This window comes from Pseudomonas mercuritolerans, assembly GCF_025706525.1.
Classification (GTDB): Bacteria; Pseudomonadota; Gammaproteobacteria; order Pseudomonadales; family Pseudomonadaceae; genus Aquipseudomonas; species Aquipseudomonas mercuritolerans.
This window is the reverse complement of the sequence record NZ_JAMSHA010000004.1, coordinates 148,923-163,095: the sequence shown is the minus strand read 5'-3', so window position 1 is coordinate 163,095 and position 14,173 is coordinate 148,923. Positions and strand designations below refer to the sequence as shown.

Sequence of the window (14,173 nt, the reverse complement as noted above, 5' to 3'; positions counted from 1 at the left end):
CACGTCCCAAGCCCCGCCGAGTGCCCCATGAATAGCGAAAAACCCGAAGTATCCAACGCCCCGATTGATCACCTGCGCTTTCACCGCCCCCACGCCCACCTGAATACGACCTTCGGCAACGATGCCTTCGCCCTGCGCGCCGAAGCCTTTGCGCGGTTCTTCGGCACGCCGCTGTTCCTTGGAGCGCAAACCTTGATCGTTGCGGTATGGATCGGCCTCAACGTATGGGGCGTGACTCAATTCGACGTCTACCCGTTCATCCTGCTGAACCTGGCCTTCAGTCTGCAGGCGGCCTACGCCGCGCCATTGATCCTGCTTGCACAAACCCGTCAGGCCGCGCGCGATAAAGCGCAGGCCGACGCCGATGCGCAGCACCGCGAAGCGCTGGCACTGGCCAATACCGAACGTCAGGCTGAGGCGGCGAAGAATTCCGCGCAATTGCTGGCATTGCTGGAACAAAACACGCGCCTTACCGAAATGACGAAAACCCTCACCGAGCGCATCGAAGGCCTGACCAGCGAGTTACACGCTCACGTGTGCCAGAACTAAGGCCGCCTTCGCGAGCAGGCTCGCTCCCACATTGGATCTGTGGCGTTCACAAAATCCCTGTGGGAGCGAGCCTGCTCGCGAAGAGGCCCGCAACCACACAGCAAAACCTCAACCGCGCACCAGACTCCGCACCGCAACAATCTCCGGCACTTCAACCTTGCTCATGTAAACCCGCAACGGCTCAGTGATGTTGATGCGCTCGTCGATATGTTGATCGAGCAGCAGCTGAATCAACTCGCGCTTGAGCGTCATGGCGGTGTCCGACAGCGGTGCCCAGACGAATTCGCTGGCCGCAATGATGCCGTCGTCGGCCACGTCCATGCCGAACGAATCTTCGCTGAAACGCACGATGTACTGGCCGGTCTTGCGGTTGAGGCCGACGAAGCCTTTGAGATCGTCGGCAGCCTGGCAGATGAGTTGGGAGGTGATGCGCATGGTAAACCTCACGAAAGATGATCGATGGTTTACACGCAGGGCAACGCAGCGGCGCGCCCTCTGCCGGGGCGTCTGCCGTGGGCAAGCGTACTGCAAACAGCGCCACAAAAGTGCAGGAAATTTCCGTTTTGCTCGGTTTATGTCGGTCTGGCGATAGCCCTGCGGCGCGTCAATTGTTAAAAGGTACGTCTCGAAAAAAACCTGCGAAAGGAACTCGACCATGCCTGCCACTTTTACCCGAAGCGCCCTGGTGCTGAGTCTGTTGTTCGGCCTCGGTCAGGCGCACGCCGCCAGCCACCCGGAGCCCAAGGCAATCGCTGCCGCCCATGGCATTCCGCATCCAGCGGTGATCGCCCACCGTGGCGCGTCGTTCGATGCCCCGGAATCCACCGCTGCGGCCTACAAGCTGGCCCGTGACCTCGGCGCCGATTACCTGGAAATGGATTTGCAGCGCAGCAAGGACGGCGTGCTCTTCGCCCTGCACGACGACAACCTGCAACGCACCACCGACGTCGCCAGCAAATTCCCCGAGCGCAAGGACAGCCCGGCCACCGAGTTCACCATGGCCGAGCTGAAAACCCTGGATGCCGGCAGCTGGTTCAACAGCAAATATCCTGACCGCGCACGCCCCTCCTACGCCGGGCTTAAGATTCTTACCCTCGATGAAATCATCGACATCGCCCGCGCCAACCCGCAGCACAAGCCGGGCCTGTACATCGAAACCAAAGAGCCGCAGCTGTTTCCCGGCATCGAACATGACCTCAAGGAAAAACTGCAGGATCGCGGCTGGCTCAGTCCGGCCGGTTCGAAACTGGCTAAAAGTGCGCTGGGCGTCGGTCAGGGCAAAGGCAAGGTGATCCTGCAGACCTTCGATAAAAACAGCCTGCAGTTGTTGGAAAAGGAGATGCCGCAAGTGCCGAAGATCCTGCTGTTGTGGGTCGGCGAAGGCAGCATCGAGCCGAAATCCGCCGTGACGTTTGCCGCGTCCGGCGAGAAAGACAAAAACGTGTTCTACGGCAAGCAGGAGCCAAAATCCGAAGCTGAATTCAAGCAATGGGTCGACTACGCCAAGGCCCAGGGCGCGATCGGCACCGGCCCTTCGGCGCAGCTGACTCAGGGTGGTGATCAGAGCTATTCCGATCTGGTGCAACCGTGGATGAATCAGTACACCCACGACCAAGGCATGCTGGTGCATGTTTATACGGTCGACGAGGCGGTGGACTACGAGAAAGTCATGGCAGCGGGGGTTGATGGCATCTTCACCAACCGCGCCAGTGAACTGTTGAAGTTTTACAAGCGTCCGGCGGCTGGCAGTGTTGATGAAGTTTTGAAGAAGAACGGTTTCTAAGTTGTTATCGAGTCGTCTGCTTCGCGAGCAGGCTCGCTCCCACGAAGAGCAGTTTTATCGCGAGGCAGAGATTTAAGGGTGAGTTAAGTTGCGCTGGTTAATCTGAACCCACTTACACAGATCAACCACTTCAACGCACTGCCAAGGAATGAACCGATGAAAACTTTGACTGCCCTGTTTACCGCCGCTGCCCTGACCCTCACCGCTGGCCTGGCTCAGGCCGATGTTCGCATCGACCAGATCCCGCAACTGGTCAAGGACGGCAAGATCAAGTCGCTGGAATCGATGAACGCCGAAGCACTGAAACTGCACCCGGGCGCAACGATTACCGACACCGACCTGGATAACCACTTCAACGGTTATGAGTATGAAGTTGAACTGAAGACTGCTGATGGTAAAGAGTTCGACGTGGACTTTGATGCCACCACCGGTAAAGTGCTGAGCGACAAGCAAGACACTTGATAGACCGCTGTTGAAGAGCCGCACGATTGAAAGATCGTGCGGTTTTTTTGTGGCTGCGGATTGGGGCGCAAACTTTGTGTGGTCTGGGAAATCGATCCCCCTCACCCCAGCCCTCTCCCCCAGGAGAGGGAGCCGATTTGCGGGCCGCTCAAACCCGAGTTCGACTCGGTATTGCAAGTTCGGTGCAATTCACACATTCCCTGCGGTCAGTCCCCTCTCCCTCCGGGAGAGGGTTAGGGGCTGACAAACCATCACCCAAAATCAAGCACTCAACCGCGCCGTCACCTCATTCAACTGCCCCGACAACCCATGCAGATTCTGACTGGCACTCTCGGTGCGCTGAACGTTGTCGAGGTTGGTGCTGGCGATCGCGGTGATTTCAGTCAGGTTGCGCGAGATATCCTCGGCCACTGAAGTCTGCTCTTCTGCCGCCGTGGCGATCTGCCGGTTCATGTCGCGAATAGCCTCCACCGCCAAGGTGATGCGCTCCAGCATCGCGCCGGCCTGGGTCACCTGTTCGACGCTTTCATCACTGCGTGCCTGGCCGCTCTCGATAGCTTGCGCGGCATCGACAGCGCCGGTCTGCACGTTCTGAATGATCTGGTTGATCTCGATGATCGACTCCGCCGTGCGCTGAGCGAGGTTGCGCACCTCATCGGCGACCACGGCAAAACCACGCCCGGCCTCACCCGCCCGCGCCGCTTCGATGGCTGCGTTGAGCGCCAGCAGGTTGGTCTGTTCGGCGATGCCACGAATCACTTCCAGCACCTTGCCGATACGACCGCTGTCGGTTTCCAGGCGACGGATTACCGTGGCGGTGTTGGCGATTTCGCCGCGCATCTGCGTGATCGAGTGAATGGTGGTCTGCATGACCTTTTCACCCTGCTGCGCCGACTGATCGGCATCGTCGGCAGCACGCGCGGCATCGGCGGCATGACGGGCGACTTCCTGGGCCGTGGCGGACATTTCATTCATCGCCGTGGCCACTTGGTCAGTGCGATTGAATTGCTCGCTGGTGCCGCCGGCCATGGTCGTGGCGATGGCGTTCAACTCGCCGCTGGCGCTGTCCAGATCACCGGCGCTGCGTTGCAAGCGAGTGAAGGTGTCCGCCAGAAAATCGCGCAGAGTGTTCGCTGCGGCGGCGAGGTTGCCCAGTTCATCGCGACGCTCGCTGACAACACGTTCAGCCAACTGCCCACGGCTCAAGCGGGTGACGTAATCGATGAGGTTGCGGATCGGCTCGATCAGGTTGCGGCTGACCAGCCACAGGCTCAGCAGACCGATCAGCAAGCCTGACGCGAGCATCACCAACAGGCCCAGCCACACGGTGCGATCAGCGCTGGCACTGATCAATGCCGATTGCGCGGTGCCCTGCTCGCGCAGCTCGGCAACCAACGCGCTCATCTGCTCGCTGGTGGCGCGGTCGAGGCCTTTGACAGCGGCGTCGCCGGCGCTCGCATCACCACCGGTAGCCACGTAGGCATCACGGCCCTTCTGGTAGGCCGCGCCCAACTGGCGATGCTCCTCGCGCAAGCGTTCGATGCGGGATTTGAGATTGGCCTCGATGCCTTTCTGGCTGGCCAGTTCGCCGAGAATATTCTGCACATCGCGCTGACGCTCTTCGAACTGGCTCCAGTATTTCGCCAGATCCGCCGGTTGCTTGCCGCGCAGCAGAACGTTTTTCCATTCCTGCACCTGCACTTTGAATTGCAGGTTGGCTTCATCGATCAATTGCGAAGTGTGCAGCGGGCCGGCGATCAACTGGCTATAGCTTTGCACGCCGTTGGAGAGGAAATGAAAGCAGGCCAGCGCGATCAACAATATCGCCAGCAGACTGCCGCTCAACAGGGCGAGAATTTGCGTTCTCAGGGATTTTTGCAGCATTGCAAGGTACTCGAAGCAGGGATGAGGCACGCCCGAACGGACGTGAAAATTGGCCAGACTTCCCTGTCGTCGCACCGTGGCAAAACGCCAATGGCGCGCAACCTGACTCACCTGAGATCGGCGCGCCAGAGCCTTCCTTGAGAAACTTCCGACAGCCGGTAACGCATTGATTTGACGTCATTTTGCTGTCACAAAACGGTCATGTGAGCTTGCGATGATGCCGCTCAGGTGAACCTGAAAATCCCGCACCAAAGACCCTCCTCGCAGCGAGCCGCCATGAACCACAGCCTCGATATCAGCCATCGCGACCCGAACCTGTTCGGCTTGCTCTACGGCTTTCGTTTTCTGCCCGGTGAGCGCGGTCGGGAGATCGATTCGGCGACGGCTTTGCGCTGTTTGCAGGACGACAGCGACAGCGGCGAATTCCTCTGGCTGCACTTGAACCTGGCCCACGCCGCGTGCGAGCGCTGGATGAAAAGTCATCTGCAATTGCCCGATGAGTTTTTCGAAGCGCTGCATGAAGGTTCGCGTTCGACGCGCATCGAGCATGTCGATTCGGCGCTGCTGGCGGTGGTCAACGATGTGGTGTTCAACCTCAGCAGCATGGTCTCCTCCGACGTGTCGACGCTGTGGGTCTGCGTGCGCAGCAAACTCATCGTCAGCGCGCGCCTGCAACCGCTGCACTCCGTGGACAAGTTGCGCTCGTCGGTGAAGGCCGGCGAGTGCTTTCGCTCGCCCTCGGAATTGCTCGTACATCTGCTGCGCGATCAGGGCGAAGTGCTGACGCAGATCGTGCGCAAGACCAGCCTGAGTGTTGATCAGGTCGAGGACGAATTGCTCTCCTCGCGCCTGTCGACCAACCGCGCCGAACTCGGTGCCAATCGCCGCGTGCTGGTGCGTCTGCAACGGCTGCTGGCGCTGGAACCGGGCTCGTTGCTGCGCTTGCTCAATCGTCCGCCGCCGTGGTTGCAGAAGGAGGACGTCAAGGAGCTGCGCAAATCCACCGAGGAGTTTGCGCTGATCATCAACGACCTCACCGCCCTCGGCGAGCGCATCAAACTGTTGCAGGAAGAGATCGCCGCCAACCTCAACGAACAGAGCAACCGCACGCTGTTCACCCTGACCGTGGTGACGGTGCTGGCCTTGCCGATCAACATCATTGCCGGTTTTTTCGGCATGAATGTCGGCGGTGTACCGCTGTCGCAGGATCCGCATGGATTTTGGGTACTGGTCGCGCTGGTGGCGACGTTCACCGTGATTGCCGGACGTTGGGCGTTTCGCAAGCGTTGCGATTACTGAGCGCAAATCCCACACACAACACAGCCCTCCCTGTGGGAGCGAGCCTGCTCGCGAAGTCGGTGTGTCAGATAAATCAATGTTGAATGACATGGCGCTTTCGCGAGCAGGCTCGCTCCCACAGGTTTCTTTTTCAGCCTTCGGATCAGCGGCGGGCTTGAACGCCCAAACACTGACCTGAAGCAGTCTCTCTGTAACATTCTGCAACGATCATGGGCGACACTCCTTCCCTCGCTCAGGATTGTCCGCCATGGCTACGCCCTCACTGACCGCCAGCCCCGCGTCCGCCGCCGGCGGCAGACCGGCGCTCGACAAGAAACCCGGTCCGTTTACCTACGTGATCTTTTTCGCCGTGCTGGCCATGGGCATGTTGTTCACCGCCTACAGCCTGATGCACGACATGCACGAGCTCGGCACGGTGGTCACCACCTGGACGCCGTTTCTGCTGCTCGGCGTGGCACTGTTGATTGCGTTGGGTTTCGAGTTCGTCAACGGTTTCCACGACACCGCCAACGCCGTGGCGACGGTGATCTACACCCACTCGCTGCCGCCGAATGTCGCGGTGGTCTGGTCGGGCTTCTTCAATTTCCTCGGTGTGCTGCTGTCCAGCGGTGCGGTGGCGTTCGGCATCATCGCGCTGTTACCGGTGGAGCTGATTCTGCAGGTCGGCTCGTCCGCCGGGTTTGCGATGATCTTCGCCCTGTTGATCGCGGCGATTCTATGGAACCTCGGCACCTGGTGGCTGGGTTTGCCAGCCTCTTCTTCGCACACTCTGATCGGCTCGATCATCGGCGTCGGCGTGGCCAATGCCCTGATGCACGGCCGCGATGGCACCAGCGGTGTCGACTGGGCGCAGGCAACCAAGATCGGTTATGCCTTGCTGCTGTCGCCGCTGGTGGGCTTCGGCTGTGCGGCGCTGTTGCTGCTGGCGTTGCGCGCGTTCGTCAAAAACCGTGCGCTGTACAAGGCGCCCGAAGGCAACGCCCCGCCGCCGTGGTGGATTCGCGGTTTGCTGATTGCCACCTGCACCGGTGTGTCATTCGCTCACGGCTCCAACGACGGCCAGAAAGGCATGGGCCTGATCATGCTGATTCTGGTCGGCACACTGCCGATGGCTTATGCACTGAACCGCACCATGCCGGAAGAACAATCGCTGCAATTCGCCGCCGTGGCCCAAGTCACCCAGCAAGCGCTGGTGAAAAACGCGCCACTGCCGGCACCGGCCGATCCGCGTCCGATTCTTTCGGACTACATGCGCAGCAAGGAACCGACGCCGCAACTGATCCCCGCCCTCGCCGCCCTGACCGGGCACATCGGCGAGGAAGTCAGAGGCTACGGCTCGCTGGCAAAAGTCCCGGCCGAAGCCATGGGCAACGTGCGCAACGACATGTATCTGGCCAGCGAAAGCATCCGCCTGATGGAGAAGAACAAGGTCGGCAATTTCGATGCCGACACCAGCAGCAAACTGCAGCTGTTCAAACAGCAGATCGACAACGCCACGCGGTTCATTCCGCTATGGGTGAAAATCGCCGTGGCCATCGCGCTGGGGCTCGGCACCATGGTCGGCTGGAAGCGCATCGTCGTGACCGTCGGCGAGAAGATCGGCAAGACTCACTTGACCTACGCCCAGGGCGCCTCGGCGGAAACCGTGGCGATGCTGACCATCGGCGCGGCGGACATGTTCGGTTTGCCGGTGTCGACCACCCATGTGCTGTCATCGGGCGTGGCCGGGACCATGGTTGCCAATGGCGCCGGATTGCAGATGCGCACAATCCGCAATCTGCTCATGGCCTGGGTGTTGACCCTGCCAGCGGCCATCCTGCTGTCGGGCAGCCTTTACTGGCTGTTCACCCAAATCTTCTGACCCTGTGCAAATCTCTGTGGGAGCGAGCCTGCTCGCGAAAGCGCTGGGTCAGACAACTCTGCATGAACTGACACGCCCTCTTCGCGAGCAGGCTCGCTCCCACAGCTCGGTCGAAGGTGATCTGTCAGAGCGTCGAACGAACCACATCGCCGAGCCAATCCATAAACACCCGCACCCGCAGCGGCAAATGCCGTTGCCGTGCATACAACAAGGAAATCGCCATTGGCGGTGCGGTGTATTGCGGCAGTACCGTCAGTAGTTCGCCATTTTCCAGATGCGGTTGCATGCCGGTGCGCGGTACCTGCGTCAGGCCGAAGCCGCCCAGGCACGCCGCTTCATAGGCATCGGTGCTGTTGACCGTGACACTGCCGGCCATCGCCACACGCCGCACCTCGCCGTTCTCCTCATAGACGAACCCCTCCGAACGCGAGCCCAGTACGCCGACGTAATGCACCAGTCGATGCTGCGCCAGATCCTCGATGGTCTGCGGCACGCCGTAGCGTTGCAGATAAGCAGGACTGGCGCAGTTGACCATCGGGAAGTCGCCGAGGTGCCGGGCAACCACCGACTGATCCGGCTGCGCGCCGATGCGCAACACGCAGTCGAAACCTTCGCCCAGCAGATCGACACGGCGGTCGGTGCTGCTGATTTCCATCTGCAGATTCGGGTGGCGATCCATGAATTCCGGCAGGCGCGGCATGATCAAGCGTCGCGCGAGGATGTTCGGCATATCGACGCGGATGCGCCCGGTCAGCGAAGCCTCGTCCTGACGGAACAGCCCTTCGATTTCATCCATGTGCGAGAGCAAGTCCTTGCTGCGCTCATACAGCACCAGTCCATCCTGAGTGGCCTGCACCTTGCGCGTGGTGCGCTGCAACAGCCGCGTGCCGAGCAAGGCTTCGAGCGCCTGCACCTGTTCGGACACCGTGGAGCGCGGCAGGCCGAGGCTTTCCCCGGCGAGAGTGAAACTCGACAGTTCGCTGACCCGGACGAAGGTACGCAGCAGTTCCAGTTTGTTCATGACAAGCCCCGGTGATTGTTCGGCTGAGCCGATCAGTGATTCCGCTTTTGCCGTGTTTATCACCTCAGGGCGGATAAATAAACTTTATCCATCACCACTCAACGCAATCGAGGAAGTCAGCATGAACCGCAAAATCGCACTGATCACTGGCGCCAGTCGTGGCCTCGGCCGCAGCGCCGCCGTGCACCTTGCCGCGCAGGGCATCGACATCATCGGCACCTACAACAGCCGCGCCGACGAGGCCCAGGCGCTGATCACTGAGTTAGAAACACTTGGCGCGAAAGCGGCGATGCTGCAACTGGACGTCGGCCGCAGCGAGAATTTCGCCGCGTTTGCCGCGCAGGTTGAGCAGGTATTGGGGCAAACCTTTGAGCGTCAGCGCTTTGATTTCCTGATCAACAACGCCGGGGTCGGCGTGCATGCGCTGTTCAGCGAAACCACCCCGGAGCAATTCGATCTGCTGATGAACGTGCAGTTGAAAGGGCCGTTCTTTCTGACCCAGCAACTGCTGCCACTGATCAATGACGGTGGGCGCATCGTCAATATCTCGAGCGGCCTGACCCGCTTCAGCCTGCCGGGTTACGGCGCTTATGCGGCAATGAAAGGTGCGATGGAAGTGCTGACGCGGTATCAGGCGAAAGAGCTTGGCGCGCGGCAGATTGGCGTGAACGTTCTGGCGCCGGGTGCGATTGAAACCGATTTTGGCGGTGGCACGGTGCGCGACAACAGCGCTGTCAACGCGATGGTCGCCAGCAACACCGCGCTGGGTCGTGTCGGGCTGCCGGATGATATTGGCGGAGCACTGGCGCTGCTGCTGTCGGAGGGTGGACAGTGGATCAACGGTCAGCGGGTCGAGGCGTCTGGCGGCATGTTTCTCTGACTTTGTGCACGATGACTCACCTTTGTGGCGAGGGAATTTTTCCCCGCTGGGCTGCGTAGCAGACCGATTTTGGGGCCGCTGCGCAGCCCAACGGGGATAAATCCCCTCGCCACAGGTTTAGCTCAGCTTTCATACGTGCGGCGGGTCATGAAGCGCTCGCGCAGTACGTCATAGCCCCAGTGATACACGTAGGTGTACGGCAGGAAAAACAGCAGTACGCCGATGTCGAGCAACAACGCCTGCCACAGGCTGACCGACAGCCACCAGGCAATCAGCGGCACACCCATCACGATCAGTCCACCTTCGAACAGCAACGCATGCACTACACGGACCCAGGCGTTGTGCGGCAGATTCATCCGCGCCAATGCACGGTCGAAAAAACGGTTGAAAACCACGTTCCACGCCAGCGCCAACAGCGCAATCAACACGGTCACCACGCCCATATCGAGCAGCGGCTTTTGCATGATCCAGGCGAGCAACGGTGTGCAGATCAGGATGGCAAGAAACTCGAAACCAACAGCCTGGAAAACGCGTTCGGTGATGGACTTGTGGGCAGTCATGGCCTGACTCCTTGTTTGACGATGGTTGCCATGATCCAATTGAATACCGATACTTCAAAACCAATAACCATCGATCAAGGCGATAGTTCATGGCTTCGCAGGAAGTGCTGCTGGCGTTTGTCCAGGCAGCGACGCAAGGCTCATTTTCCGCAGCGGCGCGCAAACTGGGGCGCAGTCAGTCGACCATTAGCGCGGCAGTGGCAAGCCTGGAGATCGATCTGGATCTGCAGCTGTTCGACCGCAGCAGCCGCAAGCCCACGCTCACCCCCGCCGGCCACGTCATGCTGCAGAAAGCCGAGGCGATTCTGGCCGCCACCAGTCGCCTGGAGATGAGCGCACGGCAATTGGCCCAGGGCGTGGAACCGAAGCTGACCGTGGCGATTTCCGATACCTATCAGTCGTATCGTTTCGAGGCGGCGCTGGTAGATTTCGAGCAGCGTTATCCGGAGCTTGAGCTGGAATGCCTGATTGCCGAATGCGAAGACCTGATCGAACTGGTCCAGCGCGGCCGGGCGCATCTGGCCTTCGCGGAAATGCAGGACAACTACCCGCCGGATCTGGTGACTTCGACCGTGGCCGAGCGCACCGAGATTGCCCTGTTCGTCAGCCGTGAGCATGCGTTGGCCAAGCTTCAGCATGTCGATCAGCAGATCCTCGAGCAACATCGCGAGCTGCGGCTGGCGACCATCGTCAATCCCTACGACAGTCGCGGCAAAGGCCGGGTGTGGTCGGCGCCGAGTTACCTGATGCTGCTGGAAATGGCGGAAAAAGGCTTTGGCTGGGCACCGTTGCCGAGGTGGCTGGTGCAGCGTTATGCCAATGATTTGCTGATAGAGCTCGACGTGCGCGGCTGGCCGAAACCGGTGTTTGTCGACGCCTTGTGGTCGCGCTTGTATCCGCCGGGGCCGGCAGGGAGCTGGTTGCTCAGCAAGATGCTTGAATAAGCGCTTGAGATCAAAAGCCCCTCACCCCAGCCCTCTCCCGGAGGGAGAGGGGGCCGACCGAGGTGTCTGGCGTTATTCATCGACCTGAAAAACCTTATCGATTATGGATTCAAGACAATTCGTTCAAGTCGGTGAATCCCTCCAATATCCCCCAATCAGTCCCCTCTCCCTTTGGGAGAGGGGGCCGACCGAGGTGTCTGGCGTTATGCATCGACCTGAAAAACCTTATCGATTATGGATTCAAGACAATTCGTTCAAGTCGGTGAATCCCTCCAATATCCCCCGATCAGTCCCCTCTCCCTTTGGGAGAGGGGGCCGACCGAAGTGTCTGGCGTTATTCATCGACCTGAAAAACCTTATCGATTATGGATTCAAGACAATTCGTTCAAGTCGGTGAATCCCTCCAATATCCCCCGATCAGCCCCCTCTCCCTTTGGGAGAGGGGGCCGACCGAAGTGTCTGGCGTTATTCATCGACCTGAAAAACCTTATCGATTATGGATTCAAGATAATTCGTTCAAGTCGGTGAATCCCTCCAATATCCCCCAATCAGTCCCCTCTCCCTTTGGGAGAGGGGGCCGACCGAAGTGTCTGGCGTTATGCATCGACCTGAAAACCTTATCGATTATGGATTCAAGACAATTCGTTCAAGTCGGTGAATCCCTCCAATATCCCCCAATCAGTCCCCTCTCCCTTTGGGAGAGGGTTAGGGTGAGGGCAATCCACAGGCTGCCCACAATCGCCAGAGCACCAAGGTCAGAGCATTTCCAGCGCCATGATACGTGCTCGAATAAACCGCCGCTCCGGCTCCTGCCGCGTCAGCTCCAGCGCCCGCTGATACGCTGCCCGCGCCTGCTCCACCCGGCCCAACTGCCGACAAAACTCCGCCCGCGCCGAATGCGCCAAGTGGTAATCCTGCAACTCCCCACGCGCCAAAATCCCTTCTACCAACAACAACCCGGCCAACGCTCCATCCCGTTTGGCTACCGCGACCGCGCGGTTCAGCTCGATCACCGGCGACGGCACCGCTCGCAGCAGCACGTCATACAGACCGACAATCTGCTCCCAGTCCGTTTGCGCCGCCGACGGCGCTTCCGCATGCACCGCCGCAATCGCCGCTTGCAGGCAATATGGCCCGAAACGTCGCGTACTCAGGGCGCGCTCGACCAGCGCGCAGCCTTCGGCCATCAACCCGGCGTCCCACAACGAGCGATCCTGATCGTCGAGCAACACCAGTTCACCGCTCGGCGAGGTGCGCGCCGGTCGACGTGATTCGTGCAGCAGCATCAGCGCCAGCAGCCCCATGACTTCCGGCTCCGGCAGCAACTCCATCAACAAGCGCCCCAGCCGAATCGCTTCGCGCGTCAGATCCTCGCGGGTCAGCTCGGCACCGACCGAGGCCGAATAGCCTTCGTTGAACACCAGATAAATCACCCGCAACACGCTGTCGAGGCGCTCGGGCAATTCGTTCAGCGTGGGTACTTGATAGGGGATTTTCGCGTCGCGGATCTTGGCCTTGGCGCGCACGATGCGCTGGGCAATCGCCGCCGGCGCCGAGAGAAAAGCACGGGCGATTTCCTCGGTGGTGAGGTCGCAGACTTCACGCAAGGTCAGCGGCACTTGCGCATCTGCCGCCAGTGCCGGGTGGCAGCAGGTGAAGATCAGCCGCAAGCGATCGTCTTCCACGTCTTCGCCACTCCAGTCAGCCTGTTCCAGCTCATCGAGTTGCGCCAGCAGCAACGGTTGCGACGCCTTGAACCGCGCGCGCCGGCGCAGCACATCGATGGCTTTGAAACGTCCGGTGGAGACCAGCCAGGTGCGCGGGTTGTCCGGCACGCCGTCTCGTTGCCAGCGCTCGACCGCGACGAAGAACGCCTCGTGCAAGGCTTCTTCGGCGAGGTCGAAATCACCGAGCAGGCGGATCAGCGTGGCCAGGATCCGCCGCGACTCCTCGCGGTAGACCTGCTCGACCCGCGCCCTGACGTCAGACATTCAACTGCCGCACCGGACGCACTTCAACGCTGCCGACCCGCGCTGCCGGAATGTTGCCGGCCACCTGAATCGCTTCGTTGAGATCCTTGGCGTCGATCAGGTAGAAACCGGCCAGTTGCTCCTTGGTTTCAGCAAAAGGCCCGTCGGTGATCGACAACTTGCCGTTGCGCATGCGTACCGTTGTGGCGGTCTCCACCGATTCCAGCGCTTCGGCGGCGATCATCCGCCCGCTGCCCTGTACCGACTCGGCGTAGGCCCAGCATTCGGCGTCTTCCGGGCTGTCGGGCGAGGTGTGCAGCAGGCGTTCATCGCTGTAGACCAGGCATAAGTATTTCATGGCGATCTCCTGAATCGAACGGATCAACTATGGCTGAAGATCAGGGGGTTACATCGAACAGCGTCGCGCCGCTCATCGGATCGAACGGTGCCGACCAGTGCTCATGGGCAATCTTCCACGCCCCGCCAGTCTGCCGATAACAGGCGGTGACACGCATCCAGCAACTCTGGGTTTCGCCCTTGTCGTTGGTGCCGCCGCAGTTGGCCACCCAGTGGGCGAAAGCGATGTTGTCGGCGCTTTCGATGGCGATTTCGTGGAACTCGAAGATGTGCGGGCCGGGGCACATTTCCATGCACTCGACCCAGTGCGCGCGGTACGCCGCTTTGCCTTTGAATTGCAGCGCCTTGATCGCATCGAACGAGACGATGTCGTCGGCGTACAGGGCCATGACTTTCTCGACGTCCTTGGCCATTACCGCTTCGCGGTAGGTGTTGATCAGAGTCTGGATTTCGCTTTGTGCGCTCATGGTGTTCTCCGTGGTTTTTGTTGTGAAGACACCCTTAGTCGTTTGCCCTTTGCGCAGATCGACAGGGCAAACAAAAAAATTTCGCCGACAACAATGTCGCTAGAATCCGAGCTTCAATCCTTGTAGGAAAAAGGAA

At 60.1% G+C, this 14,173-nt stretch carries 14 protein-coding genes and 1 pseudogene; 7 read left to right on the top strand and 8 right to left on the bottom strand.

What is annotated here, in order from left to right; all coding sequences use genetic code 11:
• Window positions 1-27: 27 nt before the first annotated feature.
• Window positions 28-549 carry a DUF1003 domain-containing protein gene (locus ND528_RS12840; protein ID WP_137213966.1) on the top strand — a complete coding sequence of 174 codons (522 nt, stop codon included), beginning with the start codon at window positions 28-30 and terminating at the stop codon, window positions 547-549.
• 108 nt (window positions 550-657) lie between these two features.
• On the opposite strand, the gene ND528_RS12835 is transcribed toward ND528_RS12840, so the two are convergent.
• Window positions 658-984, bottom strand: coding sequence for a DUF2025 family protein (locus tag ND528_RS12835; protein WP_263470470.1), 327 nt, complete (start codon window positions 982-984; stop codon window positions 658-660).
• A 220-nt stretch (window positions 985-1,204) separates the two neighbouring features.
• Here ND528_RS12835 and ND528_RS12830 point away from each other — a divergent pair, with 220 nt between their 5' ends.
• Both ND528_RS12830 and ND528_RS12825 read left to right on the top strand, forming a co-directional pair.
• Window positions 1,205-2,332 (top strand): glycerophosphodiester phosphodiesterase, encoded by a 1,128-nt coding sequence (locus tag ND528_RS12830; protein ID WP_263470469.1) that lies wholly within the window; start codon window positions 1,205-1,207, stop codon window positions 2,330-2,332.
• Between the two features lie 156 nt (window positions 2,333-2,488).
• Window positions 2,489-2,794: a PepSY domain-containing protein gene (locus ND528_RS12825; RefSeq protein WP_016773566.1), complete on the top strand. Its 306-nt coding sequence runs from the start codon at window positions 2,489-2,491 to the stop codon at window positions 2,792-2,794.
• A gap of 261 nt (window positions 2,795-3,055) precedes the next feature.
• On the opposite strand, the gene ND528_RS28420 is transcribed toward ND528_RS12825, so the two are convergent.
• Both ND528_RS28420 and ND528_RS28415 read right to left on the bottom strand, forming a co-directional pair.
• On the bottom strand, window positions 3,056-3,823 hold the full coding sequence (locus tag ND528_RS28420; RefSeq protein WP_408005036.1) for a methyl-accepting chemotaxis protein: 768 nt from the start codon (window positions 3,821-3,823) through the stop codon (window positions 3,056-3,058).
• 117 nt (window positions 3,824-3,940) lie between these two features.
• Window positions 3,941-4,099, bottom strand: a pseudogene (locus ND528_RS28415) (HAMP domain-containing protein); the annotation flags it as partial.
• An 855-nt stretch (window positions 4,100-4,954) separates the two neighbouring features.
• On the opposite strand from ND528_RS28415, the gene ND528_RS12815 reads away from it, so the two are divergent.
• A complete protein-coding gene (locus ND528_RS12815) occupies window positions 4,955-5,977 on the top strand; it encodes a transporter (protein WP_263470467.1) in 1,023 nt (340 codons plus the stop codon).
• A 247-nt stretch (window positions 5,978-6,224) separates the two neighbouring features.
• The gene (locus tag ND528_RS12810) at window positions 6,225-7,838 is read left to right on the top strand and encodes an inorganic phosphate transporter (protein WP_137213969.1); all 1,614 of its coding nucleotides are present in this window, start codon (window positions 6,225-6,227) and stop codon (window positions 7,836-7,838) included.
• Window positions 7,839-7,962: 124 nt separating this feature from the next.
• Here the strand turns inward: ND528_RS12810 and ND528_RS12805 are convergent, their stop codons facing one another.
• A complete protein-coding gene (locus ND528_RS12805) occupies window positions 7,963-8,859 on the bottom strand; it encodes a LysR family transcriptional regulator (RefSeq protein WP_263470466.1) in 897 nt (298 codons plus the stop codon).
• A gap of 121 nt (window positions 8,860-8,980) precedes the next feature.
• Between ND528_RS12805 and ND528_RS12800 the strand changes: the two genes are divergently transcribed.
• Window positions 8,981-9,739 carry an SDR family NAD(P)-dependent oxidoreductase gene (locus tag ND528_RS12800; RefSeq protein ID WP_263470465.1) on the top strand — a complete coding sequence of 253 codons (759 nt, stop codon included), beginning with the start codon at window positions 8,981-8,983 and terminating at the stop codon, window positions 9,737-9,739.
• A 122-nt stretch (window positions 9,740-9,861) separates the two neighbouring features.
• On the opposite strand, the gene ND528_RS12795 is transcribed toward ND528_RS12800, so the two are convergent.
• Window positions 9,862-10,299, bottom strand: coding sequence for a multidrug/biocide efflux PACE transporter (locus ND528_RS12795; RefSeq protein WP_212616954.1), 438 nt, complete (start codon window positions 10,297-10,299; stop codon window positions 9,862-9,864).
• 89 nt (window positions 10,300-10,388) lie between these two features.
• Here ND528_RS12795 and ND528_RS12790 point away from each other — a divergent pair, with 89 nt between their 5' ends.
• On the top strand, window positions 10,389-11,243 hold the full coding sequence (locus tag ND528_RS12790) for a LysR family transcriptional regulator (protein ID WP_263470464.1): 855 nt from the start codon (window positions 10,389-10,391) through the stop codon (window positions 11,241-11,243).
• A gap of 755 nt (window positions 11,244-11,998) precedes the next feature.
• On the opposite strand, the gene ND528_RS12785 is transcribed toward ND528_RS12790, so the two are convergent.
• From ND528_RS12785 to ND528_RS12775, 3 genes are read right to left on the bottom strand one after another with little or no spacing between them, the layout of a single operon-like run.
• The gene (locus ND528_RS12785; protein WP_212616955.1) at window positions 11,999-13,234 is read right to left on the bottom strand and encodes an RNA polymerase sigma factor; all 1,236 of its coding nucleotides are present in this window, start codon (window positions 13,232-13,234) and stop codon (window positions 11,999-12,001) included.
• Complete coding sequence (locus ND528_RS12780; RefSeq protein ID WP_130909739.1) at window positions 13,227-13,571, bottom strand: YciI family protein; 345 nt, start codon at window positions 13,569-13,571, stop codon at window positions 13,227-13,229. The genes ND528_RS12785 and ND528_RS12780 overlap by 8 nt, the downstream gene beginning before the upstream one ends.
• Before the next feature lie 40 nt (window positions 13,572-13,611).
• Window positions 13,612-14,037, bottom strand: coding sequence for a YybH family protein (locus ND528_RS12775; protein WP_212616956.1), 426 nt, complete (start codon window positions 14,035-14,037; stop codon window positions 13,612-13,614).
• Window positions 14,038-14,173: the final 136 nt, after the last annotated feature.